23 protein-coding genes are annotated in these 24,174 nt (G+C 46.6%); 13 read left to right on the forward strand and 10 right to left on the reverse strand.

What is annotated here, in order from left to right:
• Positions 1 to 434 precede the first annotated feature (434 nt).
• Positions 435 to 1,112, forward strand: coding sequence for a peptidoglycan-binding protein (locus QUB20_RS23080; RefSeq protein ID WP_333249713.1), 678 nt, complete (start codon positions 435 to 437; stop codon positions 1,110 to 1,112).
• A gap of 776 nt (positions 1,113 to 1,888) precedes the next feature.
• Here QUB20_RS23080 and QUB20_RS23085 read toward each other — a convergent pair.
• On the reverse strand, positions 1,889 to 3,766 hold the full coding sequence (locus QUB20_RS23085) for a DUF1565 domain-containing protein (RefSeq protein ID WP_333291677.1): 1,878 nt from the start codon (positions 3,764 to 3,766) through the stop codon (positions 1,889 to 1,891).
• A 360-nt stretch (positions 3,767 to 4,126) separates the two neighbouring features.
• On the opposite strand from QUB20_RS23085, the gene QUB20_RS23090 reads away from it, so the two are divergent.
• On the forward strand, positions 4,127 to 5,209 hold the full coding sequence (locus QUB20_RS23090) for a thiamine phosphate synthase (RefSeq protein WP_333249717.1): 1,083 nt from the start codon (positions 4,127 to 4,129) through the stop codon (positions 5,207 to 5,209).
• Between the two features lie 97 nt (positions 5,210 to 5,306).
• Positions 5,307 to 5,519, forward strand: a complete 213-nt coding sequence (gene thiS / locus QUB20_RS23095) for a sulfur carrier protein ThiS (RefSeq protein WP_333249719.1) — start codon at positions 5,307 to 5,309, stop codon at positions 5,517 to 5,519.
• 209 nt (positions 5,520 to 5,728) lie between these two features.
• Here the strand turns inward: thiS and rpmA are convergent, their stop codons facing one another.
• The 5 genes from rpmA to QUB20_RS23120 form a co-directional block, all read right to left on the reverse strand.
• Positions 5,729 to 6,028: a 50S ribosomal protein L27 gene (rpmA, locus tag QUB20_RS23100; RefSeq protein ID WP_333052045.1), complete on the reverse strand. Its 300-nt coding sequence runs from the start codon at positions 6,026 to 6,028 to the stop codon at positions 5,729 to 5,731.
• A gap of 27 nt (positions 6,029 to 6,055) precedes the next feature.
• The gene (gene rplU, locus QUB20_RS23105; protein ID WP_333036112.1) at positions 6,056 to 6,448 is read right to left on the reverse strand and encodes a 50S ribosomal protein L21; all 393 of its coding nucleotides are present in this window, start codon (positions 6,446 to 6,448) and stop codon (positions 6,056 to 6,058) included.
• 380 nt (positions 6,449 to 6,828) lie between these two features.
• Positions 6,829 to 7,044, reverse strand: coding sequence for a hypothetical protein (locus tag QUB20_RS23110; RefSeq protein ID WP_015176895.1), 216 nt, complete (start codon positions 7,042 to 7,044; stop codon positions 6,829 to 6,831).
• Between the two features lie 324 nt (positions 7,045 to 7,368).
• Positions 7,369 to 7,878, reverse strand: coding sequence for a DUF3122 domain-containing protein (locus QUB20_RS23115; RefSeq protein ID WP_333249721.1), 510 nt, complete (start codon positions 7,876 to 7,878; stop codon positions 7,369 to 7,371).
• A 110-nt stretch (positions 7,879 to 7,988) separates the two neighbouring features.
• On the reverse strand, positions 7,989 to 8,933 hold the full coding sequence (locus QUB20_RS23120; protein ID WP_333249723.1) for a hypothetical protein: 945 nt from the start codon (positions 8,931 to 8,933) through the stop codon (positions 7,989 to 7,991).
• Positions 8,934 to 9,172: 239 nt separating this feature from the next.
• Here QUB20_RS23120 and QUB20_RS23125 point away from each other — a divergent pair, with 239 nt between their 5' ends.
• On the forward strand, positions 9,173 to 10,078 hold the full coding sequence (locus QUB20_RS23125) for an AraC family transcriptional regulator (RefSeq protein WP_333249725.1): 906 nt from the start codon (positions 9,173 to 9,175) through the stop codon (positions 10,076 to 10,078).
• A 153-nt stretch (positions 10,079 to 10,231) separates the two neighbouring features.
• The gene (locus QUB20_RS23130) at positions 10,232 to 11,758 is read left to right on the forward strand and encodes an NB-ARC domain-containing protein (RefSeq protein ID WP_333249727.1); all 1,527 of its coding nucleotides are present in this window, start codon (positions 10,232 to 10,234) and stop codon (positions 11,756 to 11,758) included.
• A gap of 16 nt (positions 11,759 to 11,774) precedes the next feature.
• Here the strand turns inward: QUB20_RS23130 and QUB20_RS23135 are convergent, their stop codons facing one another.
• Entirely contained in the window at positions 11,775 to 12,146 is a 372-nt protein-coding gene (locus QUB20_RS23135) for a c-type cytochrome (protein ID WP_333249730.1), read from the reverse strand.
• Between the two features lie 78 nt (positions 12,147 to 12,224).
• Entirely contained in the window at positions 12,225 to 13,712 is a 1,488-nt protein-coding gene (gene glpK / locus QUB20_RS23140; protein WP_333249732.1) for a glycerol kinase GlpK, read from the reverse strand.
• A 100-nt stretch (positions 13,713 to 13,812) separates the two neighbouring features.
• Here glpK and QUB20_RS23145 point away from each other — a divergent pair, with 100 nt between their 5' ends.
• Together QUB20_RS23145 and QUB20_RS23150 are read left to right on the forward strand one after the other, a co-directional pair.
• A complete protein-coding gene (locus QUB20_RS23145) occupies positions 13,813 to 14,397 on the forward strand; it encodes an endonuclease dU (RefSeq protein ID WP_333249734.1) in 585 nt (194 codons plus the stop codon).
• 22 nt (positions 14,398 to 14,419) lie between these two features.
• On the forward strand, positions 14,420 to 14,656 hold the full coding sequence (locus tag QUB20_RS23150; protein ID WP_333207750.1) for a hypothetical protein: 237 nt from the start codon (positions 14,420 to 14,422) through the stop codon (positions 14,654 to 14,656).
• Here the strand turns inward: QUB20_RS23150 and QUB20_RS23155 are convergent, their stop codons facing one another.
• Positions 14,657 to 15,859, reverse strand: a complete 1,203-nt coding sequence (locus QUB20_RS23155; RefSeq protein ID WP_333244852.1) for a hypothetical protein — start codon at positions 15,857 to 15,859, stop codon at positions 14,657 to 14,659. It abuts the gene before it with no gap.
• A 100-nt stretch (positions 15,860 to 15,959) separates the two neighbouring features.
• Here QUB20_RS23155 and QUB20_RS23160 point away from each other — a divergent pair, with 100 nt between their 5' ends.
• The 4 genes from QUB20_RS23160 to QUB20_RS23175 all read left to right on the forward strand — a co-directional run bounded on the left by QUB20_RS23160 (position 15,960) and on the right by QUB20_RS23175 (position 18,725).
• Positions 15,960 to 16,106, forward strand: a complete 147-nt coding sequence (locus QUB20_RS23160) for a hypothetical protein (protein WP_333291679.1) — start codon at positions 15,960 to 15,962, stop codon at positions 16,104 to 16,106.
• Between the two features lie 927 nt (positions 16,107 to 17,033).
• On the forward strand, positions 17,034 to 17,519 hold the full coding sequence (apcA, locus tag QUB20_RS23165) for an allophycocyanin subunit alpha (protein ID WP_333036136.1): 486 nt from the start codon (positions 17,034 to 17,036) through the stop codon (positions 17,517 to 17,519).
• 176 nt (positions 17,520 to 17,695) lie between these two features.
• Entirely contained in the window at positions 17,696 to 18,181 is a 486-nt protein-coding gene (gene apcB, locus QUB20_RS23170) for an allophycocyanin subunit beta (RefSeq protein WP_006634930.1), read from the forward strand.
• Positions 18,182 to 18,521: 340 nt separating this feature from the next.
• Positions 18,522 to 18,725, forward strand: coding sequence for a phycobilisome linker polypeptide (locus tag QUB20_RS23175; protein ID WP_006634929.1), 204 nt, complete (start codon positions 18,522 to 18,524; stop codon positions 18,723 to 18,725).
• 236 nt (positions 18,726 to 18,961) lie between these two features.
• Here QUB20_RS23175 and QUB20_RS23180 read toward each other — a convergent pair whose 3' ends face one another.
• Positions 18,962 to 19,384 carry an EamA family transporter gene (locus tag QUB20_RS23180; protein ID WP_333052031.1) on the reverse strand — a complete coding sequence of 141 codons (423 nt, stop codon included), beginning with the start codon at positions 19,382 to 19,384 and terminating at the stop codon, positions 18,962 to 18,964.
• Positions 19,385 to 19,420: 36 nt separating this feature from the next.
• On the opposite strand from QUB20_RS23180, the gene QUB20_RS23185 reads away from it, so the two are divergent.
• Positions 19,421 to 20,641: an FtsW/RodA/SpoVE family cell cycle protein gene (locus QUB20_RS23185; RefSeq protein WP_333249737.1), complete on the forward strand. Its 1,221-nt coding sequence runs from the start codon at positions 19,421 to 19,423 to the stop codon at positions 20,639 to 20,641.
• 489 nt (positions 20,642 to 21,130) lie between these two features.
• Positions 21,131 to 24,145 (forward strand): tetratricopeptide repeat protein, encoded by a 3,015-nt coding sequence (locus tag QUB20_RS23190; protein ID WP_333249739.1) that lies wholly within the window; start codon positions 21,131 to 21,133, stop codon positions 24,143 to 24,145.
• Positions 24,146 to 24,174 lie beyond the last annotated feature (29 nt).

Below are 24,174 nucleotides of genomic sequence, written 5' to 3' on the forward strand. Positions count from 1 at the left end.
GAAAATAGACTGGGAGGCTAAAGCCTCCTTGCCCCTTTCATCCCCGGACTAAAGTCGCGGGGTTTTCAGGATATTATTTATAAATTTTTTTTAGGAAAGGGAAGGGGAGAGGGGGAGAGGGGGAGAGGGGGAGAGGGGGAGATTGGGAGAGGGGGAGATTGGGAGAGGGGGAGATTGGGAGAGGGGGAGATGGGGAGAGGGGGAGATTGGGAGAGGGGGAGAGGGGGAGATTGGGAAAAATCTTCACGCTTGACTTGTTGGCTTAACATCCATCCGTTAAATTCTCCCTTGCCAATGCGTTGCCGAACTTCACGCTTGACTTATTGGCTTAACATCCATCGGTTACATCCCGTAGATTGCTCGTTGCCGAAATTCCCAATTTTTTCCAGATTTGATGTACGATCGCTACCAGTTTTGCAGAGGTCGAATTCCCAATGTCCCAAAACTTGACAGCAAGCTGGAATGACGCCCGCGAGGTTCCGAGTTTGCTCTTTGGCTGGAGTTTGTGCGGTTTATTGGCAATAGGCTCGATCGCCCCTACTCCTGCTGTCGCACAGCTACCTACCTCCGAACAAGTTAACAGCAACAGCCGGATCGCTCAAACAGGTGCGATCGTCCGCCCCGCAATCAAATTGGGCAGCCGCGGCTCGGAAGTGATCGAACTCCAAGCTGTTCTTCAATTGTTGGGCTTTTATACTGGCACTGTAGACGGGATTTTCTCACAAAGCACCGCTAGAGCTGTGTCTCAGTTTCAGGAAGCAGCAGGTTTGCCTCCCGACGCCATAGTCGGTCAAGATACTTGGAATCGGCTGTTTCCTGCGACTCCGAGCGCGATCGAAAACCCGATCGCCAACGATCCTGTAACTGGCGACAACTCAGAGATTAGCCCCGAAGCGCAGCCAACCAATTTTCCAGTTTTGAGAAGACGAATGCGGGGGCCGGCAGTCAGAGATTTGCAAGAGCGGCTGCAGGCCAAGGGATTTTTGCGGGTGAGTGCTGACGGCGTGTTTGGCCCGGAAACTCAAGCTGCTGTCAAGGCGGCTCAGCGACAATACCAATTGCCAGCAGACGGCATTGTCGGTCGCGCAACTTGGGAAGCTCTGCTGCGTTGACAGCAAGGTGTACAGTCTTGGACGCAGCAAGACTCAAGAAACCGGGTTTTTTACCTATAACTCTGGATGTAACGCCGTATTTTGGTAAAAAAACCCGGTTTCTGATATCCCCAAAGTCGAGATTTTATTAGCAAACTGCACATTGTGCGACCTACTAATTTTACAAATTGTTAATAATCGCTTTTGGAAGTATTTCTGCACGTCAAAAAGTGTCAAGTTTGGTAAACAAAGTGTTTTTATGCGCGCAGTTGGTGTTAACTTAAAAACATGAGGGGCAAAACCAAGAAGCACAAAAAACTTGGATAAAAAATTTGGAATTAGAGTATTTGTCCCGATCGGCTCTAGTTCGCAGGCAACGCCTGAACAGTGTAGCTTATTAGCAAAGAAAGGTTGATATTGCGATTCGTATTGGTTAGATAGCTTGAGGCTATTGCATGAATCAAAAGTTGCGATCGCACAGTCAAACACAGAAGTCTGAATAGACTCCGCTGATAGCTAGCTCGTCTCCAGAGTAGTTGCAAAAAAGTCCACCTTAGTTGTAGTTTGCTGAAACTCAGTAGAGCTAAAATCCCACTTGAATCAACTTAATTTACAAACTTTTTAGGGTCTGGCATCCGATATGCTAGGCCCTAAAATTTTGTTGTTGGTTATTGGTTATTGGTTATTGGTTAACCTCCTTTAAATGCCGAACAGCTTAGCCGGAAAGGATATTCCCAATGCCCAATTCCCAATGCCCAATGCCCAATTCCCAATGCCCAATTCCCAATGCCCAATAACTATTTAATTTCTTCAATTTGAGCATTCAAACCGTTAGCGCTGAGCATTTCTAGCAATTCCTCAGCTTTTTCGCGTTCCCGAAAAGCACCGGCTTGGATCACCGGTCGTCCGCTGGAAAAAGAGCGAAAAGCACCGGGAACGAGGGATTGCATTTTTTGTCGATCGCCCCAACTGTTGGCATCCACCACAACTCGATACCGGAAACCCAAAGCTCTGGCTCGATCGAATGACGGCGAATTATCCGCAGCATCGGGCCAAGAATTCCCCCCTAAAGGTGCAGGTACATAGCCGCCCCTTCCGATAGGAATGTTGCGGCCCGGAACCGGCAATCTACCCTCGGAAGAAACCGAACTCGAACTATCAAAATTGGGAGGAATCATTGATTGCTGTACCGAAATTTCCGAAACAGATCGATAATTCGGATCGGGCACAGGAATTGCGATTGTCCCTGGGACTACCGATGAAGCACCGACATTCCTCCCAGAAAGCTCTTGGCGCAACTGGGCGCTTCGCGGTGCGGGTCGATTTTGCACCGGTCGCCGGGAAACGGGCGCAGGCGGAGGAAGTGGCGCTCTTTCAACTCTGGGGCTTAGTCGCCCAGGAGTGTAAACAGGGAGAGAAGTGTCGGGGCCACCGATGCTGGGAGGTCGATCGGCTATACGCTGCAAAGCACTTCCCCCCATTGGTGGAGGGGTAAAAGTTCCCGCCACATCAACCGATCCAGTCGTCCGGCTGCTCGACAATTGATTGCCGTAAGCTGGGATTACTTGACCTTTTGCTGCATTGTTCACATCGTACTGACCGTTGTTGCGAATGACATTGCCCCCCGGTTCGGCTGCTGTTCCCAAATCCGGCAGAGAGCTCGATATCGCCACAATTCCGTCCCGCCGGTTACTCTCGATATAATTGTTACGCAGCACCGGTCTAGCATTAGCTTGCACCACCACGCCGTCCTTATTGCGAGTAATTTTGTTGCCGATCAGCAGAGGCGAAGCGTTCTGCGCTACATTCACCCCAAATCCCGTGTTTTCAAACACATTATCTCGAACTTCCGGCTGGGAACTGCCAAAAATCGTGATGCCGTTAGCTCCATTTTTCGAGAAAACATTCCCGCCAATCGTCGGCCTGGAAGTACCCACTACCGAAATTCCGTCGTGAGTGCTCCCAGAAAAAGTATTGTTGACAACTGTCGGAGAACTCGATTCGATCCACAAAGCGTAACCGCGAGAGTTGGTATTCGTCACCGTCACCCCGCTGAGTCCCGCCCCATCTGCGCCTAAAATCGCAATATTTTGACCCGCCGAAGTCGGACTGATAAAGTATCCTCCGCCTTTGATGACAATATTCTGACCGCGAGTGTTGGGATTTCCCTGAACTGTCACGCTGGGCCTGAGCATTAATGGAAATTTTTCGCCGGTTTGCTCGCTGTAAGTACCGGGCGCTAGCAAAATCGCTGTTTTGGGCGGGGCCACGCTTAAGGCGTAGGTAAGGGTTTTAAACGGAGCTCGATCGCTGCCGTTGCCTCCTGTGTCGCTGCCCCCGATCGAGCTGACGTACAGTATGTTAATCTCGCTCTGCAGCGTCTGAGAAAGTAGCTGCACTCCGGGTATCCCGGCAGCGATAACTGACGGTTGATGGTTGCCAAGGGCGGTCATCGCAAAGACGAGTAGAAGGCAAGAACTCAAACAAGATTTTTGCGATCGCTTTTCTTTGCACCAGGTCTGTTGTAAGTAAATCAGCATAAACAAACGCAACTTATCTGTGATCCGAGTTTCGCCTCCGGTGTTTCGTGTCGGGTTTTCGCGATCGAAATTTAAAGACGCCCGCCTGCTTGGGTTGTTCTCCCTTAATCTTTTGTGTTGTTCTGCTAACCTCACGGCTCTCCTCCCAAGTGTGGTATGCAGCTTAACGATTTCACTCTCATCAAGTTTGATCTATTATGCTTCGTTTTTCTCAAATTCAATAAAACTTAAAAATTTGTCTAAATTAAATCGGTTGAGGTAAAAATTAGGTCGATCGCTTTGCTACGATCTTGACCAAGAATTTCTTGATGGTACAAGCCCCCGTCTCCATCCGTGGAATCAATCGAAAGCATCTCAAATCTAAAATCCTCAAGCCCCCGAATTTATCCGTGGGGTCAATCCAAAATCCAAAATCTAAAATCTAAAATCGAATGACAGCGTGGGACAATGTAGCGGTTTGACTCGTAGGATTAATTATAATTAGGGTGGTTGTGAATGACCGACAAACAAAACAGAACTTTACCGGCACAGCCAGCCCTCTGCCGGATTTTAGATGCAAATTTAGATCGATCGCGCGAAGGGTTGAGAATTATTGAAGAATGGTGCAGGTTTGGTCTCAACAGCTCGGATTTAGCTGGGGAGTGCAAGCAACTGCGTCAAGAATTGGCTGCTTGGCACGTCGCAGAATTGCGAAGTGCTAGGGATACGCCGGCTGATCCGGGTACGGAGTTGACTCACCCGCAGGAAGAGCAGCGTTCGAGCATTCAGCAGCTACTGGAGGCGAATTTCTGTCGGGTGGAAGAAGCTCTGCGGGTACTCGAAGAGTATGGCAAAATTTACGATCGGAATATGGGCGCGGCTTTTAAGCAGATGCGCTATCGGGTTTATACTCTCGAAAGCGATTTGCTGGCTTACCGGCGCTACCAGCAGTTACTTCGATCGCAGTTATACCTTGTAACTTCGCCGAGAGACAACTTGATGGGAGTTGTGGAAGCTGCTTTGCAAGGGGGACTGACTTTGGTGCAGTACCGCGACAAAACCTCAGACGACGGGGTAAAGCTGGCCAACGCGCGTAAGCTTTGCGAACTTTGTCACCGCTATGATGCTTTGCTGATTGTGAACGATCGCGTGGATTTTGCGATCGCAGCGGATGCCGACGGCGTACACTTAGGACAGCAAGATTTGCCTGTGGCGGAAGCGCGCAAGTTGCTCGGCCCGGGACGGATCATTGGTTGTTCGACTACGAATGGCGAGGAAATGCAGCGAGCGGTTGACGCGGGAGCCGACTATATTGGAGTTGGGCCTGTTTACTCCACTCCTACTAAACCTGATAAACAGGCGGCAGGTTTGGACTATGTGCGGTATGCTGCTAATAAGTCGCCGATTCCGTGGTTTGCGATCGGCGGAATTGATATCAACAACCTCGATGAAGTATTGAATGCCGGAGCTCAAAGGGTTGCCATAGTACGCGCGATTATGGAAGCAGAACAGCCTACTTTAGTGACGCAGTTTTTCATCTCGCAGTTGATTCGGATGCAGAATCTGAAAGCTCAGAAAGCTTTGCACGGGAAAAGCTAGGTTGATTGGGGATTTGTAGGGCGGGTTTAGCACAGGAAATCTGTGCATAAAATATAATTTTGTTACCAAACCCGCCCTGAAAACTGATATTTTACTTATGATAAATCAAATTGCGCTGCAAGTTAACGGAGAAACCCGCAATTGTGCGATCGACACACCGTTACCAAAATTACTAGAACAATTGGGATTAAACCCGCGCTTGGTGGCTGTGGAGTACAACGGGGAAATTCTGCACAAACAATTTTGGGAAACTACAAAGATGCAAGAGGGTGACATCTTAGAAGTTGTCACAATTGTCGGAGGAGGCTAGCCACAAATTAGTGACAAATTAAGCCTCTAGTCCGCCAGGGAATGAATTCCCTGGCTAATAGCGAAAGTCCTCTCAAGAGGACTAATGAGTTCTTCAGTCCTCTTCAGAGGACTTTAGCTTTGAGGCAGGGGTTTCAACCCCTGTCGGACTGTCGGACTATCGGTTCTACCTTAATTGATCAGGAATCGGCCGAACCTACGAACGAGGAATTAAACTGCTACAGCTTCAGCCACAGCTTCAGCCACAGGTGCTGCTACAACAGGATAAATGCTGACTTTCTTGCGAGTTTTGCCTTTTCTTTCAAAAGTCACCACACCGTCAATCATGGCAAACAAAGTATCATCTCTGCCGATACCAACATTATTACCAGGGTGAACTTTAGTGCCGCGTTGACGGATCAAAATGTTGCCAGCTTTGACAACTTGACCGCCGTACTTTTTGACACCCAGACGCTGAGAATTAGAGTCGCGTCCGTTACGTGTACTGCCTGTACCTTTCTTGTGGGCCATAATATCCTCAACTGTATTTACTATTTTTTATTCTGAATCAGTTTCGGCGGTTTGGGGAGTTTCAACAACTGCTTGAGTTAAGTCTCTGGCTGCTAACACTGTACCGTTGACGCTGATGGAGTCAATCATAAAGCGAGTTGTTTCTTGACGGTGCCCTTTTTTCTTCCGAGTTTTCTTTTTCGGCTTCATCTTGTAGACGAGGACTTTGCGGCCCCGGAAATGCCGGAGAACCGTTCCTTCTACTGTGGCATTTTCTAGTAGAGGCTGGCCGATATGAACCTCGCCTTCGTGCTGGATCAGAAATACTTTGTCTATGGTGACTTTGGATTCAGCTTCAACGTGAAGCAGTTCGATGTCGTAGAAGCGGCCTGGTTCTACCCGAAATTGTTTGCCGCCGGTTTCAATGATTGCGTAAGTCATGGGATGGTTGTTGAGATTGCCGTACAGGTAGCTGATGAGTCATTGGTCATTGGTCGTTGTGGACTTTTGACTGCTGACTGCTCTCCAGCTTTTGGAATGTCTTAACCTGATCCGAGCCGGATTTAGACAGACAATCTACCATTATTCGCGATTTTGGTATTTTTGTCAAGTTTTATGGCGCCGGAAATTTCTAATTAGGTAAAACTTAGGCACGGGTGGTCAGAAACCGGGTTTTTTACGAAAATTTTTCGTTTTCAGCCAGAGATTAGGTAAAAAACCCGGTTTCTTCGGTCTTAATGCGTAAGCCCTGTTAGGGATAAAATATAGAAGATGCTGTAACTTTTTTATCCCATTTCTCCAAAAGGTCGATCGCAGTCGATTCAAGCCGTCGCAGAACATTTGCGCGATCGTAACAATTCCAAAGCTTGCTGTTTCACCCTACCCTCCATAACCTCTTTCTGCAAATTAATAAAAGCCTCAAAATCTTCTAAACCATACTTGGTCATCTGCAACTGCTGTCGCAACTGTTCTTCGGCCTCAACCGTTAAGTAACCTGTTGCCAAAGCTTTTCGGACAATTTTACTGATTAAAGTCATAGTAGATTTACCCTGAATACACCTACGTTAAAACACTGAAGTTTTGTCACCTGACTAACTCAGTTTTTAGTTTGTTTCATAATTACCCTTAAAATAGGTTAAATCTACCTTAAGGTCTATGTAAATAAAGTTATTTTTGATACATTGATGAAATCGTAGCGATTTTAAATGTAGAGTGCTATTAAATTGGTATCTTTAGTTTTTGCCAGACCACATTATTCTTCAAATACGTTAAATCTACCTTAAGGCATATTTAAACATAGCGATTTGTGACATGGGAAATTGTATGGCTTTTAAATGTAGAGTGCGCTTAAATTGGTATCTTTAGTTTTTGTCAGACAACAGCCGCCATTCTCTCACAGCAAAAGGAGGAACCAGCAATTCTGTTCCTTTTTGATTTTTCACGGGAAAATTCAACAGCAAAGGTCGATTGCTTTCCAATTGTGCAATTATTGATTTAAAATCGTATTCTCCGACATTAATTGGCAAATTAGACTCTTTCCAAATATCTTTTGCTGTGCCAATTTCCAGCTTTCCCGCCACAACTTTCAGCGAAACAGGATGTTGCAATTCTGTTCCGGGAAATCCTACTAATCTCAGGTTTAAAGACTTTACTATTCCCGACTTTACTCGCTTGTACAAAACAACTTGCCACGCTTTGTCATCAGTATCGCGGAGGCTTTGTACGGATCGGAACATTACTGTCTCAGCAGTTTCGGGATATTTGTGAATCGAAGCCAAAGCGGGCGGGCTGACAGCTAAGATTAGATACAAACACAAGATAATTACAGTTAAAGCCTTGAAGAGGGAAGGTTTTGTACTGAGATTGTTCATAGGATGACCAAAATATCGCTTGTTACCCAAAAGTTTAATAGATAAAAAAGTAGGGTGCGTCGCACGCACCCTACTCATCATTTTAAACCTAGATGAATCCAACTGCCTGCTTAGACGACGGGGGGAAGAGCATAAAAAGCAACCCCCTCATCCCGGAAATCTGACCTCACCTGTACATCCCGCCGCTGCCTTGGGTCTGCTGTGAAAAAGTGTGTAATATTTTGCGAATTTTCCCGTTCCCTCGCCAGGTTGGTAAAACGATAGACGGGTATTGCACCCGGAACTGCGGTGCTATATGAATTGAAAACCTCCCCCTGATCGCGGAACTGGGGTAAGGTGCGAACAAACTGTATCTCACCAGGTTTATTCGTAAAGAAATAGGTTCCTGATGCCGTATTTAAGAAGCGTTGAACCTTTGCGTTACCGTCGCCTGGAGCGGTAAATTCATCGCCTTCACTCTGGAAACGAGCAGGGTTGGTTAGTCGGTCACTTTTCTCTATTGGGTCTGTAGTATAAAAATGCCCTCCTGCCGTCTTGTCAAAGAAACGCGCGACGGGAACGCCACTACTGCCTGCTGGATTTAAAGGGGCACCTGTTATAGGGTCTTTCAAGGTGACAGTGCCACTGGGAGTTGAAACCTCTAATGTGAAAGGCTGAGGAAGTTGTGTTAACGTATCCAAGCTAGTCACGCGGACTACATAGTCCACACCAGGCAGACTTGTAAGCGTGGGACCAGCACCATTGGAGTATTGGACACCAGAACTCGGTATTTTTGAGTTGACGCCGCTGCCGCCATCATCAACCTGAGCAAGAAGAAGAGCCCCATCAGCGACATTCGCACCCCTGCTGCCTTTGGGTACCTGAAAGACTTGCACGTAAGGATCGAAGCTAGTGCTCAGATCTTTAAAGACATCAATTGATATAGGCTGATTAACTAACCCTACCTCTAAGAGGTAATCTTTAGCGCGAGTTCTTGCAGAACCATCGTTAGGCCTAGGAGTCGGGATATCCTTGTCAGTTGTAGTTAACTGATTTGTGACTTGAACTGATGCCATTTAAGCTGTCCTCTTAACTTTTATGATAGCAAGTGTTATAAAATACTGCCTTCTACATTTATAAAACACTCAAGACCGATAAGTCACCTAACAGCTATTAGTATTTTTATTAGGTATTTTTGTGATAATTACTCAATTTGGCATATTATACAGAAAGTTTCCGTATAACTACGAGTTATACCGATGAGGTAGCTACTGGACAAAAATTTTATCCATAGGGATTGCAAGGACTCAAAAAGATGCTAACAGAAAGACCTTTAGCTATTGATTATTCTCAACAAGATGCAACTTCTAAGTTGGTTCAGCGCCCGCTCATTCACTCCAGTTATGACGCGGGATGGAAAAATATTCATCTAGCACACTATCAACTCCCTGCAATGGAAATTCCTGAAACATCTGGTTTGCAACATATAATTTGTCTTCCATCTTGGAAGCAGCCAACAGAAGTGGAATTAGCCTTTGATGGTAAGCGTCACCTAGTGCAGCATGACCGGGATGAAACGGGTTGCATTGAAATACTTCCTGCTTACGCACCTATTAAGGCTAGGTGGAGTCAGGAAAATGATATCACTCACTGCTACCTTGAGCCTACATTTCTTAATCATGCCGCCTATGAGTCAGTAAACCCAGATCGAGTTGAAGTTAATCTCACGCTTAAAAAACCCGATCCGCTAGTTTGGCAAATTATCTTAGCACTGACAGCAGTATTGGAAAACGATCCAAATAATAGTTGCTTTTATGCGGATTCAATGGCGACGGCTCTAGCGGCTCATTGCTTAACATATTACTCAACCCGTAAGCATATTCTGATAGAATATGAAGACGGCTTGTCAAAATACAAACTGAAGCAAGCTATTGAATACATCAACGATCGTTTTAGTGAAAATGTATCGTTAGCAGAAATTTCAGCCGAATTAGGTATGAGTCAATACTATTTCTGTCGATTGTTTAAGCAATCAACTGGAATGACTCCTCATGCCTACTTAATTCAGCAACGAGTAGAGCGATCGAAGCAACTACTAAAGCAGACAGAATGGACAATAAACCATATTGCGATCGAGTGTGGCTTTGCCAATCCCAGTCATTTTGCAAAGTGCTTTCGACGATACACAGGCATTTCACCTAAACAGTTTCGCATGATTTAGCAAGATTATGTTCTAATAGCAAGGAAGTGTTCGACTTGAACTGGCAAAACAGATTAAAGTCGCTTACAAGGTTGCATCAGGTGCATCTAACTTTTTCGGACTGACAAAGTAGCTGTATCGAGTTGACGGGGTGTTTACTTATTATGAATATACATGACACAGCGAAATAAACTTTTACAAATACCAGCACAGAAATTTATAGAGGCTGCGGCTGGCTGGAATCTCGAACAGTTATATGCAGACTTGACAGCAGCCAAACAAGATTACACCAGCAGTAGAAAGCAGCGACTCACTCCTTTAGAAAAAACTTACCTGCGAGGATTGCTTTGCAATTATAGTCCGGTGGAAATCGCCGCCGCACTCCACCGCGAATGTGCCGGTATTAGAGTAGACTTATCGAGAGGGCTGTATCGCTACATTCAAGTTTTGACGCTGCAACAACCGAAAGACTGGAAAGAAATCCCAAGTATGCTAGAAATACGTGGTTATCAACAAAAGGGTAGTGGAGAAACATTGCTTCCTACATTGAGAAATTATACTCAAACTCCCCAAACTCCCATCGAAAATCTAACTGAATGGGGGCTGGCGGTGGATACGTCTATTTTCTACGGGCGCACAACAGAACTTGCTAACTTAGAACAATGGATTTTACAGGAAGACTGCCGCTTAGTTGCTGTATTGGGTATGGGTGGCATTGGCAAAACTGCTTTAGCATCTAAGCTAACAAATCTGATTAAACACCAGTTTGAGTGCTTAATTTGGGTCAACCTCAGTCATGCACCTGTGTTGGCAGATACTCTGGTAAATTTAATCGAATTTTTATCCGATAAACCGCCAAGCGATTTAGATAAATTGCAGTTAATTACTCAGGATAAGAAATTTTTTCAAGCTGCGATCTCGCAGCTTGAGTTTTCCCTGGAGAACCTAATCGCTTCCACAAATGCAATAGAACCGACTATCATCGCTGATGGTATCCAGCGCCTGATTCAGTGTTTACAAAAGCGTCGATGTTTGATAATCTTAGATGAGTGGGAAGCTGTTTTCTGCACTGAGCAGTTAACAGGAAATTATCGAGAAGGATATCAAGTGTATGGGGAATTTCTGAAACAAGTAGGAAAATCGCAGCATCAAAGTTGCTTGCTGTTGACTAGCTGCGAAAAACCTAAAGAAATTGCGGCGTTAGAAGGTCAAAATCAATCTGTACGATCATTGAAATTGGGTAGTTTGGGAGAAGCGGCTGTGGAAATCCTTAAAAACAAGGGTTTGTCTGAAGAAGGTGAATACTCACAATTGATAGAGGCATACAGCGGCAATCCTTTAGCGTTAAAAATAGTAACGACAACTATTCATGATATGTTTGGGGACAGCATTGCTAACTTTTTAAGAAATGGGCTGTTTCTGGGAGATTATAGCGATACGTTATCTCGGCAATTTTATCGCTTATCAGAATTAGAAATCCAGCTATTACACTGCATGGCGAAAGAAGTCAAGCCTGTTGGGTGTGAAAAATTGTACTCCGATATTCAGCAAGAGAGGGGTTTAGAATTGCTGAAGGCGCTGGAATCGCTTTTAAGGCGATCGCTAATTGAAACAGTCCAAGCCGAAAGTGAAACTCTGTTCGCGCTTCAACCTGCGGTAAAGAAATATCTGATGTCTGTGGCAAGATTGCCTAAGCTATAAATAATCTACCGAGGTTCTATTTCCAATCGGTTTCAGCTTGGGATAGCACGTAAGCTGAAACATCGATAATTTGTTGTTCCGACAAACGATCTTTGTAAGCGGGCATAATACCTTTGCCGTTGGTTACTAAGTTGGAAATGTTGGCGATGGAATCCATGCCGTATTTTTTTAAGGCTTTTTGTTTCAAGTTTTTGCCGCGCCTGATAATGTTGCTGCCGTTGATGTGACACCCTGCACAGTTGGTGGTGAAGACTTCGGCTGCGGTTGTGGGATTTGTAGCTGTATCTGCGATCGCCATTTGGGAATTAGTGGCGATGTCTACAAATCCCAGTGTCAGTATCAATAGACAGGCGGTGAAGATTTTTTTTAACTTATTTAGCGAAATCATTTATTTGCAAATTGAAAAAAAAATAGTGCTGGATTTAAGGATATCACTAAATACGGATTTTGGGGTTAACTCAGCGATTTATTCTTCCCAATCGAATGTGCGGGAAACTGCTTTTTTCCAAAAGCGATATTTTTGCTCGCGAAGTGCGATCGGCATTTTCGGTTCCCAAGTACAATCCACCGCCCAATTGTCCCGCAATTCGGCTAGCTGACTCCAAAAACCCACCGCCAAACCGGCCGCATAAGCGGCACCGAGTGCAGTAGTTTCTGCTACCACAGGCCGCACCACAGGCACTCCCAAAACATCGCTCTGAAACTGCATCAGCGTGTGATTTCCCACCATACCTCCGTCTACTTTTAAAGACAAAAGCTGCACAGCAGAATCCTGATTCATAGCGTCCAAAATTTCCCGCGTTTGCCACGCTGTAGCTTCCAATGCTGCGCGGGCAATGTGTGCCTTAGTCGCGTAGCGAGTTAAACCGGCAATTACTCCCCGCGCGCTGTCTTTCCAATAGGGTGCGTAGAGTCCCGAAAATGCCGGGACAACGTAAACTCCCCCACTATCTTCGACTGTATTTGCTAATGTTTCTACTTCCGCAGATGTGTTGATGATGCCCAAATTGTCCCGCAGCCACTGCACTAGAGCTCCGGCGATCGCAATACTGCCTTCCAAAGCATACACAGCGGGCGATTCCCCCATCTTGTAGGCGACTGTTGTTAGTAATCCTTGCTTTGAAGGGACGATCGTCTCACCGGTATTCAGCAACATAAAACAGCCCGTACCGTAAGTATTTTTCGCCTCCCCCGGACTGAAACAAGTTTGCCCGACGAGGGCGGCTTGCTGATCGCCCAAAGCAGCAGCAATTGGAACACCTGCAAGCAATCCTTTTGCAGTTCCCAAAACTTGACTCGAAGGGCGAATTTCTGGCAGCATCTGGCGGGGAATTGCCATTATTTCCAAAGTTTCCGCATCCCAATCAAGGGTTTGCAAATCCATCAGCATCGTGCGGCTGGCGTTGGTAACATCGGTAATGTGCGCGCCGCCAGTCAGGTGCCAAATCAGAAAAGTATCGACATTGCCAAAAATCGCATCCCCTTGATTTGCAGCTTCCCGCAATCCTGGAATATTGTCCAACATCCACTTAATTTTCGGCCCGCTGAAATAAGTTGCAAGCGGCAAACCGCATCGTTTTTGAAATCGATCTTTGCCCTCAAGTTCAGCTAATTTTTCGCAAATTTGGTGAGTGCGGGTATCTTGCCAAACAATGGCATTGCCGTAAGGCTTGCCAGTTTTTCTGTCCCAAACAATAGTAGTTTCCCGCTGGTTAGTAATACCGAGTGCAGCAATATCTTTGGGGTCGATATTGCCGATTTCGAGGGCATTTTTAATCACGCTTTGGGTGCGCTGCCAAATTTCATCGGGATTGTGTTCAACCCATCCTGGTTGCGGATAGATTTGCTGATGTTCTTGTTGGTTGCTGCAAATTATCTGTCCCAGGCGATCGAATACGATAAATCTGGTGCTGGTGGTTCCTTGGTCGATCGCTGCTATGTATTTTTTGGTCAATTGTCTAAAATATTTTTAGTAATGAGGTCTTTAACGTATATGATACTATATCTAGAAGTCAAATTAATGTCAAAAACTTTAGCTTACGGAATTCCCCAAGTTGAAACTGGCAGATTTGCTGAGGCTCGATCGCACAATTAAGGTTATTGGCTTTGACGACGCTCCGTTTTCTCGTAGAAGCGGCAGTCTGGTGTCGATCGCGGGCATAGTCTGCAGGGGAACTCGATTTGAAGGAATGGTGTGGGGACAAGTCCTCCCAGACGGATTAGATGCCACGGATGCTATTTCTGGGCTACTCCTCGGAGGCAAATTTCTGCCGCAATTGCATCTCGTTTTGCTTGACGGAATTGCTTTCGGAGGCTTCAATATTATTGACCTTCCTGAGTTAGCATCGCGGCTGCAAATTCCTTGTGTTGCTGTCATGCGCCGCCAACCAGATTTAGCTGCTGTTGAAAAAGCCCTCCGCCATTTACCAGACTCGGAATACCGTTTAGAATTGTTGCGCCGCGCCGGAAAAATTCACGCTTTTGAACCTTTCTTTTTTCAAGTTTGCGGCGAAAAGCCGGAAGTAATAGCGAGGGTGCTTCAGCGTTTGACAGACACTGGTAAAGTTCCTGAAGCTTTGCGTTTGGCTCATTTGATTGGTGCGGCTGTAATTAATGGAGTTAGCAGCAGTTCTGCTTGAATTATGATTAAGAACAGGCAAGATGCCTGTTCCACAAAGAGGAAATTTTATTGTGGGTGGATCGGATATCCTGTTAAGAACGGGCAAGATGCCCGTTCCACAGAGAGGAAATTTTATTGTGGGCTGGGCCGGATATCCTGTTAAGAACGGGCAAGATGCCCGTTCCACAAAGAGGAAATTTTATTGTGGGCTGGGCATCCTGCCCGGCCATGAAAAGTTTATTGACAATGGTGCAATATCTCAGTTTCTACTCGCTTAATTACACAATTTCGCCCTCTAATTCACCGAATTCGATTTGAGTTCCCAACGCCAAAGTCAGAGTAGTTTCAGGTTCTACCATTTTTATATCGCCTTGAATGTCTGTAGCCCACCAAGCGCGATCGCACAAATTTGTCAATCCTAACGAAAGCTCGTTTCTCGATCGAGAAGTGACTATAGCTACAAGCCCGTTAGATGCTGCGGCTGTTAAACTCGGTATGTCAGAGGTGAATAGTTGAGTTCCCGCACTCAGAGGAATAACTCGACTGCCTAATTTCAGAGAAAATTGACCGCTGGTAAAAGAATTTACTGCGGGCTGATCTGATATAAAGGTAGGCGGAATATTTGTCGGTGTTGGGGCTGGCAAGTCAGAGTTTCCTACTGTAATTGTACAGTTGCCGATTCTCTTTTGGTCGCCCGATCGCAAATAACTCACCGCCCCGCTATCAACATTCTCGCAAACAATTTGACCGGCTTCCAATTGAAACCGCATTGCTAGGGGCGAAACATTAGGAATGCAGATAATAGACAAATTTTCATCACTGCCAAAAGTCACTGGTTCCGCACCCAGAGTGAGAGTGCGATTTGCTCCCGTATCGTAACTAATTACTAGCCAAGCTTTGTTGAACAAAGTTTCAGCTACAACTAGCATAATTCCAATCCAAAAACCGATCGCAGCACAGCCAGCTAAACGGCCCGCCGTACCGGAGAGATTGTAAGCAAATAGAATAAACAAACAGCCGCCCAACACACCCCCAACACCGCCGCCTCCCAGGCCGCGAAGCGCCCCCAAATTAGGAATCCGCTGTGCAAGTCCCAGTCCTAACAAACTGCCAGCTATTCCCCAGCAAATTACTCGCAATAATTCGTTGTTTCCGTCGCCAATTCCGCTGTAAATACCTTCGGCGATCGCCCCAGAAATGGCTCCTGCAATTAAACCAAACAATCCGCCATTTTTTAAAGCCTGTTTAATTTGAGGCTTGCCTTTGATATAGTAATAATAGCCGAACATGATAGCCGTAGCAATACCACCGCCTACCAATCCAAACCACCGAGCTGTGGACAATACACTGTCAAAAACAGATTCTGAACCAGTGAGCCCCTGCATGAAAGGTTCGGTGATGAGATTGCCGACGAAACCGCCGACAGCACCGCTAATGCCAAACTGTAAAGCTTTTTTAAGGGCTGATAGATTTCTTTTCACGGCGCACCAGATTTAAAGTGAGAGTCAAATCTAGCTACAAGCTCGAAAGTTAGGATTTCCGATGATTTTATATCTTGCACTATTATCGAGAACAGGCAAGATGCCTGTTCCACAAACACAAAGAGTGAGTGTTCTTGTGGGTAGTAGGGGTTGGGCCCCAGAGCCCGCCCGTCCAAAACTTATTGAGAATACTGCAAGATGTGAGACGATCGCACATCTCCCCCTAATTGGTGTCAACTTAAGGTAAAACCGATATAGCAATCCTAAATGATTCGTGTAATTCTTGTAGGGGCAAACCCCCCGTGGTTGCCCCGATGCAGGCTGGGGTAGGCACGGGGAGTAGGGGTAGCACTACCCCTACATATTTTTACAAATGATGCGAGGATTGCTATAGTCCGTCAGGGGTGGAAACAAGAGCCTCAAAGCCAAAGTCCTCGCTTCGCGAGGACTAATGAGTTCTTCAGTCCTCTTTTAGAGGACTTTCGCTATGAGACAGGGAATTCATTCCCTGGCGGAGTGCCGGGTGAGCGGGAGGACTGGCGGACTAAAAGCCTAAGTTGACACCAATGCTCCCCGCCTGTCTCCCCCCTGTCTCCCTCTCAGGGAAAAGTCTTTGAGGGTTGCGCGATCGCCCGTCACAATTCCCGCTCAAGGCTCGATCGCCTGTAACCCTTGCTGCCAGATAATTTTAGCAATTTTTTAACTATGAAATTTTAACAATGAAGACCCCAGCGAGGGCCCAAATATGAAAAGGAATGTTACAAACTATTACAGTAACACTCAGAATGTGAACATAATGCCTCAAAATACTTGCGAGAGGTAGTTGTGTCAGAGAAGCAATATCCTTACTAACTGCCCGATAGTCACTCGATCGCCACTAAGTGGCCTGCTGCAATCTTGATCATAAATTAAAGATCGCATCAGTCATTTATGGTATTGTAAGCGACAGGCTTAGTGCGAGCACTCACAAGCGCACCGGCGTGAAGAACCAGCGCCGTTAAGCACCGAAGGCAGTCACCCGCCAACAACTTCAACAGTTGCTGAGTGTGGAAAGTCCAGCCTTCCCCGTCAAAGCTCCTGCCTGAGCAGGAAAGATACGGGACGCAAGCGCCCGCCTTCGCTAGCTCAGCGCAGAGCAGTTCATATAGCAAAATATCCAGCGGGTACACACAAGATGAGTATCGTCACCAAATCAATCGTCAACGCAGACGCCGAAGCTCGCTACTTGAGCCCAGGTGAATTAGATCGGATCAAAAGCTTCGTCACCTCTGGTGAACGCCGCGTCCGCATCGCCCAAATTTTGAGCGAATCCCGCGAACGCATCGTCAAGCAAGCAGGCGACCAACTTTTCCAAAAGCGCCCTGATATTGTTTCTCCCGGCGGCAACGCTTACGGCGAAGAAATGACCGCAACTTGCTTGCGCGACATGGACTACTACCTGCGTTTGATTACCTACGGAATCGTAGCTGGCGACATTACTCCGATCGAAGAAATCGGTATTGTCGGCGTCCGCGAAATGTACAAATCTCTCGGCACCCCGATTGAAGCCGTCGCCGAAGGCGTTCGCGCTATGAAAAATGCAGCAAGCTCGCTGCTGTCTGGAGAAGATGCTTCCGAAGCTTCCTCCTACTTCGACTACGTTATCGGTGCGATGCAGTAAGGAATTTTGATTTTAGGTTTTCGATTTTAGATTGAAAAATTGGGGGTTGCCGGCAACAAGTTAAAAGCTTTTGCAAATAACCAGCCAGTTAAAAATCTCAAATCCCAAATCCCAAATTCCAAATTCTAGCTCCAAAATTGGACTGACTCAGCCACTTTCTAGGAAACAAGACAACCATGCAAGACGCAATTACCGCCGTTATCAATTCCTCTGACGTTCAAGGTAAGTACCTCGACATCAGCGCTCTAGACAAGCTCAAGAACTACTTTGCTTCTGGCGAACTGCGCGTCCGCGCCGCTACCGCCATCAGCGCTAATGCAGCCACAATCGTCAAAGAAGCAGTTGCTAAGTCTCTGTTGTACTCTGATGTAACTCGTCCCGGCGGCAATATGTACACCACTCGTCGTTATGCAGCTTGCATCCGCGACTTGGACTACTACCTGCGCTATGCCACCTACGCTATGCTAGCTGGCGACCCTTCCATCCTCGATGAGCGCGTGCTCAACGGTTTGAAAGAAACCTACAACTCCTTGGGCGTGCCCATCGGTTCTACCGTACAAGCAATCCAAGCAATGAAAGAAGTCACCGCCGGTTTGGTCGGTTCTGACGCTGGTAAAGAAATGGGCGTCTATTTCGACTACATCTGCTCTGGCTTGAGCTAAGACTCAGGAAGAAGGAAGAAGGAAGAAGGAAGTTCGGCAACGGATTCTGTAACGGATGTAACGGATGTAACGGATGTAACAGATTTCAGTCCGATGGAAGTCGGAAGAAGGAAGAAGATTTATTTCTTGCCTCTTTTAACTTTTTACTTTTTACTTTGGACTTTTTACCTTTGACTTTGAAAAGAGGTCAGGGAAGTTGAGAGTGATTGCTAGACCGTCAAAGGCTTGTCGAGAAAGCCCGACGAGTTTTAACGAGCTAGTTTTGACTCCTAACTCCCTGCCTTCAATCTTTAAAAAATCCATCTAATAATCTGTAAACCTACTCAGGAGTTAGTTTCCCATGAGAATGTTTAAGGTCACTGCTTGCGTCCCAAGTCAAACCCGCATCCGCACTCAGCGCGAATTGCAAAATACCTATTTTACTAAGCTCGTTCCTTACGACAACTGGTTCCGGGAACAGCAAAGAATTATGAAAATGGGCGGCAGAATTATTAAAGTGCAACTGGCTACTGGTAAGCCCGGAGCTAATACAGGTTTACTTTAAGAGCCGAAGCTGGATTAGTAGAGGGGTAAGAGGTCGCGATGACCTCTTTTTTGTTGTTATATAGCAATCCTCGCATCATTTGCATAATTATTGTAGGGGCAATCCCCCGTGGTTGCCCGATAGATAGGGGGTAGGCACTCTTAGCACTACCCCTACAAATTTATCTGAATCATTTAGGATTCCTCTAGTAGAAGGAAGAATGTCCAGCGTTGTTAATCTCATCATTGACAAATATTTCAATAAGAAGACAGTATAACTGCGATTATCGCTAACAAAACAGCAAGCATTTGTGGTAATGTAATAGCCTCTTTCAAGAATAAAGACGATAATAATATAGTAATCAGCGGGTAGATAGACGTAACACTCACTACATTAGCAACTTCACCTTTGCCAAGGGCTATAAAAAATACTAAGGATGCCACAGTGCCAGCAACGCCAACTAACATGGCAAACAAAATTCCCCTAACATCTCCCTCAAAACTAAAATTATTAGTTTTGATAATAATAAATAAAGTAGTTAAAATAGCGCCAATTGCTTCATAAACAAAAGCAGTTTTGTAGTCAATATATTTAGTCGCTAAATTGCCAAAAAATCCCCACAAACCATATAATAGCGAACAGATTAATGCGTAAATTAACCAATCTGGTACTTTAGCCATCTTTGTTAGAGTTTATTGAGAGCATTCTAAAATCCTATGGCTAATGACATTCGACGCTTGATTCCATTTCTTGACCCCAGCGCGTCTCAATGGGCCGCTGAGGCTCGGTGGCTAAGGTGGCTGACTTTTCTGTGGCTGTTTGTCGGGCTGACAGCATTGTTTTCGGCTTCCTATCCCATTGCAAATTATGAACTTGGAGACGGCCTTTATTATTTTAAACGACAGCTAATCGCAGTGGCGATCGGGCTGGCCGGCTTTAACTTGATAGTGTACTCCCCACTGCGCTACATCATGAAAACATCTCAGTTAGGCGTTTTATTGCTGCTGGGATTGCTCTGGTTGACCTTAGTTCCGGGAGTGGGAACCACAATCAACGGGGCGACTCGCTGGATATCTCTGGGCCCAGTTCCGATTATTCAACCTTCTGAGTTAATCAAGCCGTTTTTTGTTCTCCAAAGCGCCCGCATTTTCGGTAACTGGCCCCGGTTGACAAATAAAGTTCGCTTAACTTGGCTGTTAATTTTCGGTGCAATGCTTTTGGGAATTTTGTTGCAGCCAAATTTAAGTACCACGGCTTTGTGCGGGATGACTTTGTGGTTGGTGGCTTTGGCTGCGGGCTTACCTTACTTGCAGTTGGGCGCAACGGCTATGGGGGGAATGCTTTTAGCGGTTTTAAGTATTAGTTTGAGGGAATATCAGCGCCGCCGGATTATGTCTTTTCTCAATCCTTGGGCTGATCCGATGCAAGACGGCTATCAGTTGATTCAAAGTCTGCTGGCTGTTGGTTCTGGGGGCATTTGGGGTGTGGGTTTGGGGATGTCGCAGCAAAAGTTATTTTATTTGCCGATTCAGTACAGCGATTTTATTTTTGCTGTGTTTGCTGAGGAGTTTGGTTTGGTGGGAGGTTTCTCGCTGTTGCTGATGTTGGCGGCTTACTCGACTGTGGCTTTGAGGGTAGCGATGAAGGCTCGAAATATTGAGTCTCAGTTGGTGGCGATTGGGGTGATGGTGGTGATGGTGGGACAGTCGCTGCTGAATATTGGGGTGGCGACGGGGGTTTTGCCGACTACGGGTTTGCCACTGCCGTTTTTTAGTTACGGGGGTTCTTCGATGTTGGCGAGTTTGTTGTTGTCGGGGTTGCTGATTCGGGTGGCTAGGGAGAGTTCTGAGGCTGATGTGGTTTCTTTAAACGGCCTCCGTGGAAAGCCGGGAAAGCCTAAGTTGCGATCGAACAACGGCACTGCACAAACCGAATAATTTGTCAATAGCAAACAAACCCGGTTTTTGGAAAAAATCGGGTTTGTTTATTACTTAAAAACTACTGGCAGAATACCAATTTATAGGAACCGGTATTGTAGGGAAGAACACTGATTTTGAGAAAAAAAGAAGTCGGCGATCTTAAGGCAATTCGAGATTTATATCGTCACAGATGAATGTCGATCGACTATTTCCGCCCGTCACCTTTATTTGGCGGTTCTTCTTGTTGTTCTTGAGGTTTAGCTGTGATCTGAGTTAATTTTTTTTTGTCGGGTTGCGGTGTTTCTTGAGTTGAGTTAGCCATTGAGTTTAGTCCTAAATAGATGCACCGCTTAATTATATCGTTTCGGGCTGCAAAGATATTGCTGTAGATATCGAGAGGAAAATCAAGACAAACAATTCTCATGGAGTGGCATTTGAGCTTTAATAAGTGTTAGCAATATTTTGATGTGTCAAGCGGATATTCAAACCAGAGGTCTCTCAAAAGTTATGAAACTGCAAAAAATTGGATTGTCGGGACTGATCTCAATCTTAGCGGCGCTGACTATAGGCGAGTTTCGGTTGATCCCTAATTCTCAATTTAAAATCATCAATTCTCAGGCCTTGGCTCAAACTCAAGCTCAGCGGAAAGCCGAAGCAGACCGACTGTTAAACCAAGGGATTCAGCAGTATCAGATTAGTCAGTTTCAAGCTGCTTTGCAGTCTTGGCAACAGGCACTAATAATTTATCGAGAAATTAAAGACCGTCAAAACGAGGGGGCGGCTCTGGGAAATCTGGCAAATGCTTACCTTTCCCTCCGCGACTACGCCAAAGCGATCGAGTACGCTCAGCAGCAGTTGGCGATCGCCCGAGAAATTAAAGACCGCCAAAACGAGGGGAACGCTCTGGGAAATCTGGGAAGTGCTTACTTTTCCCTCGGCGACTACGCCAAAGCGATCGAGTACGCTCAGCAGCAGTTGGCGATCGCGCGAGAAATTAAAGACCGCCAAGGTGAGGGGAAAGCTCTGGCAAGTCTGGGAAATGCTTACCGTAACCTCGGCGACTACGCCAAAGCGCTTGAGTACGCTCAGCAGCAGTTGGCGATCGCGCGAGAAATAAAAGACCGCCAAGGTGAAGGGTGGGATCTGGGAAATCTGGGAAAGGCTTACCGTAACCTCGGCGACTACGCCAAAGCGCTTGAGTACACTCAGCAGGTGTTGGCGATCGCGCGAGAAATAAAAGACCGCCAAAGCGAGGGGGCGGCTCTGGGAAATCTGGGAATTGCTTACTTTTCCCTCCGCGACTACGCCAAAGCCATCGAGTACGCTCAGCAGTTCTTGGCGATCGCGCGAGAAATAAAAGACCGCCAAGGTGAGGGGGCTGCTCTGGCAAGTCTGGGAATTGCTTACTTTGCCCTCCGCGACTACGCCAAAGCCATCGAGTACCAACAGCAGCAGTTGGCGATCGCGCGAGAAATTAAAGACCGCCAAAACGAGGGGGCGGCTCTGATAAATCTGGCAAATGCTTACTATTCCCTCGGCGACTACGCCAAAACCATCGAGTACCAACAGCAGCGGTTGGCGATCGCGCGAGAAATTAAAGACCGCCAAAGCGAGGGGAATGCTCTGAAAAGTCTGGGAATTGCTTACGATTCCCTCGGCGACTACGCCAAAGCCATCGAGTACGCTCAGCAGCGGTTGGCGCTCGCGCGAGAAATTAAAGACCGCCAAGGTGAAGGGTGGGTTCTGGGAAATCTGGGAAGTGCTTACCGTAACCTCGGCGACTACGCCAAAGCCATCGAGTACCAACAGCAGCAGTTGGCGATCGCGCGAGAAATTAAAGACCGCCAAAGCGAGGGGAAAGCTCTGGGAAATCTGGCAAATGCTTACCTTTCCCTCCGCGACTACGCCAAAGCCATCGAGTACCAACAGCAGTTCTTGGCGATGGCGCGAGAAATTAAAAACCGCCAAGGTGAAGGGTGGGCTCTGAGAAATCTGGCAAATGCTTACCTTTCCCTCCGCGACTACGCCAAAGCCATCGAGTACGCTCAGCAGTTCTTGGCGATCGCGCGAGAAATTAAAGACCGCCAAGGTGAGGGGGCTGCTCTGGCAAGTCTGGGAATTGCTTACCTTTCCCTCCGCGACTACGCCAAAGCCATCGAGTACCAACAGCAGTGGTTGGCGATCGCGCGAGAAATTAAAGACCGCAAAAGTGAGGGGGGGGCTCTGGGAAATCTGGGAACTGCTTACTTTTACCTCGACGACTACGCCAAAGCTATCGAGTACACTCAGCAGTATTTGGCGATCGCGCGAGAAATTAAACACCGCGAAAGCGAGGGGGGGGCTCTGGGAAATCTGGGAAGTGCTTACCGTAACATCGGCGACTACGCCAAAGCCATCGAGTACCAACAGCAGTGGTTGGCGATCGCGCGAGAAATTAAAGACCGCGAAAGTGAGGGGAAAGCTCTGGGAAATCTGGGAAGTGCTTACCTTTCCCTCGGCGACTACGCCAAAGCGATCGAGTACACTCAGCAGTATTTGGCGATCGCGCGAGAAATTAAACACCGCGACAGCGAGGGGGGGGCTCTGGGAAATCTGGGAACTGCTTACTTTTACCTCGGCGACTACGCCAAAGCGATCGAGTACGCTCAGCAGCAGTTGGCGATCGCCCGAGAAATTAAAGACCGCAAAAGTGAGGGGGGGGCTCTGGGAAATCTGGGAACTGCTTACTTTTACCTCGACGACTACGCCAAAGCTATCGAGTACACTCAGCAGTATTTGGCGATCGCGCGCGAAATTAAACACCGCCAAAGCGAGGGGGCGGCTCTCAACAATCTAGCACTTGCTCTGGCCAAATCTGGCAATCTCCCAGCAGCAGAGAAAACCCTACTTGATAGTATTAAAGTTTTGGAATCTCTCCGTGCTGGATTAGACGATGCCAATAAAGTGTCAATATTTGAAACCCAAACTAGCCCCTACGTCACTTTACAAAAAATCTTCATTGCTCAGAAAAAAACTAATGACGCTTTAGAAATTGCCGAACGGGGTAGAGCCCGAGCTTTTGTGGAGTTATTGGCATCTCGCCTTGTCGCATCTGCCTCTGTCACACCTACTATCAACCCGCCCAATATCCAGCAAATTCAACAAATCGCTAAAGAGCAAAACGCTACCCTCGTCGAGTATTCAACTATTTGGAATGAAGCCCTTTATATTTGGGTCATCAAGCCGACTGGTGAAATTACATTTCGCTCAGTTGACCTCAAAACTCTGAACATCAATCTACCCGAAGCCACCGAACAGACAAGAGTATCTGCTGCTCTGGGGACGAGAGGATTAAATGATCAAGATACCGCCATCGCTGAGATGATTCGCGGCACTCGCGAGGCTCTGGGTGTATCGGCGGGGGACGTTGCCAATAAACAAACAGCTAATCCCCCTGCTTCTACCACTCCTAATTCTCGGATAATCTACCCCAAATTATACCAATTTAATATGAAGCTGCATAGAATAAAGCTTCAAGAATGAAAGTGTAAGAAGATAGTGAACTGATTTCT

The organism is Microcoleus sp. B4-C2 (assembly GCF_036705265.1).
Lineage (GTDB): Bacteria > Cyanobacteriota > Cyanobacteriia > Cyanobacteriales > Microcoleaceae > Microcoleus.

What these genes read in the sequence shown, in the direction of transcription:
- apcB (WP_006634930.1), top strand. Translation starts at nt 17,696, where the DNA reads ATGCAAGACGCAATTACCGCCGTTATCAATTCCTCTGACGTTCAAGGT.
- QUB20_RS23190 (WP_333249739.1), top strand. Translation starts at nt 21,131, where the DNA reads ATGAAACTGCAAAAAATTGGATTGTCGGGACTGATCTCAATCTTAGCG.
- QUB20_RS23090 (WP_333249717.1), top strand. Translation starts at nt 4,127, where the DNA reads ATGACCGACAAACAAAACAGAACTTTACCGGCACAGCCAGCCCTCTGC.
- QUB20_RS23125 (WP_333249725.1), top strand. Translation starts at nt 9,173, where the DNA reads ATGCTAACAGAAAGACCTTTAGCTATTGATTATTCTCAACAAGATGCA.
- thiS (WP_333249719.1), top strand. Translation starts at nt 5,307, where the DNA reads ATGATAAATCAAATTGCGCTGCAAGTTAACGGAGAAACCCGCAATTGT.
- QUB20_RS23115 (WP_333249721.1), bottom strand. Translation starts at nt 7,878, where the DNA reads ATGAACAATCTCAGTACAAAACCTTCCCTCTTCAAGGCTTTAACTGTA.
- QUB20_RS23080 (WP_333249713.1), top strand. Translation starts at nt 435, where the DNA reads ATGTCCCAAAACTTGACAGCAAGCTGGAATGACGCCCGCGAGGTTCCG.
- apcA (WP_333036136.1), top strand. Translation starts at nt 17,034, where the DNA reads ATGAGTATCGTCACCAAATCAATCGTCAACGCAGACGCCGAAGCTCGC.
- QUB20_RS23180 (WP_333052031.1), bottom strand. Translation starts at nt 19,384, where the DNA reads ATGGCTAAAGTACCAGATTGGTTAATTTACGCATTAATCTGTTCGCTA.
- QUB20_RS23110 (WP_015176895.1), bottom strand. Translation starts at nt 7,044, where the DNA reads ATGACTTTAATCAGTAAAATTGTCCGAAAAGCTTTGGCAACAGGTTAC.
- rplU (WP_333036112.1), bottom strand. Translation starts at nt 6,448, where the DNA reads ATGACTTACGCAATCATTGAAACCGGCGGCAAACAATTTCGGGTAGAA.
- QUB20_RS23120 (WP_333249723.1), bottom strand. Translation starts at nt 8,933, where the DNA reads ATGGCATCAGTTCAAGTCACAAATCAGTTAACTACAACTGACAAGGAT.
- QUB20_RS23130 (WP_333249727.1), top strand. Translation starts at nt 10,232, where the DNA reads ATGACACAGCGAAATAAACTTTTACAAATACCAGCACAGAAATTTATA.
- QUB20_RS23150 (WP_333207750.1), top strand. Translation starts at nt 14,420, where the DNA reads ATGCCTGTTCCACAAAGAGGAAATTTTATTGTGGGTGGATCGGATATC.
- QUB20_RS23185 (WP_333249737.1), top strand. Translation starts at nt 19,421, where the DNA reads ATGGCTAATGACATTCGACGCTTGATTCCATTTCTTGACCCCAGCGCG.
- QUB20_RS23160 (WP_333291679.1), top strand. Translation starts at nt 15,960, where the DNA reads ATGCCTGTTCCACAAACACAAAGAGTGAGTGTTCTTGTGGGTAGTAGG.
- QUB20_RS23175 (WP_006634929.1), top strand. Translation starts at nt 18,522, where the DNA reads ATGAGAATGTTTAAGGTCACTGCTTGCGTCCCAAGTCAAACCCGCATC.
- QUB20_RS23135 (WP_333249730.1), bottom strand. Translation starts at nt 12,146, where the DNA reads ATGATTTCGCTAAATAAGTTAAAAAAAATCTTCACCGCCTGTCTATTG.
- rpmA (WP_333052045.1), bottom strand. Translation starts at nt 6,028, where the DNA reads ATGGCCCACAAGAAAGGTACAGGCAGTACACGTAACGGACGCGACTCT.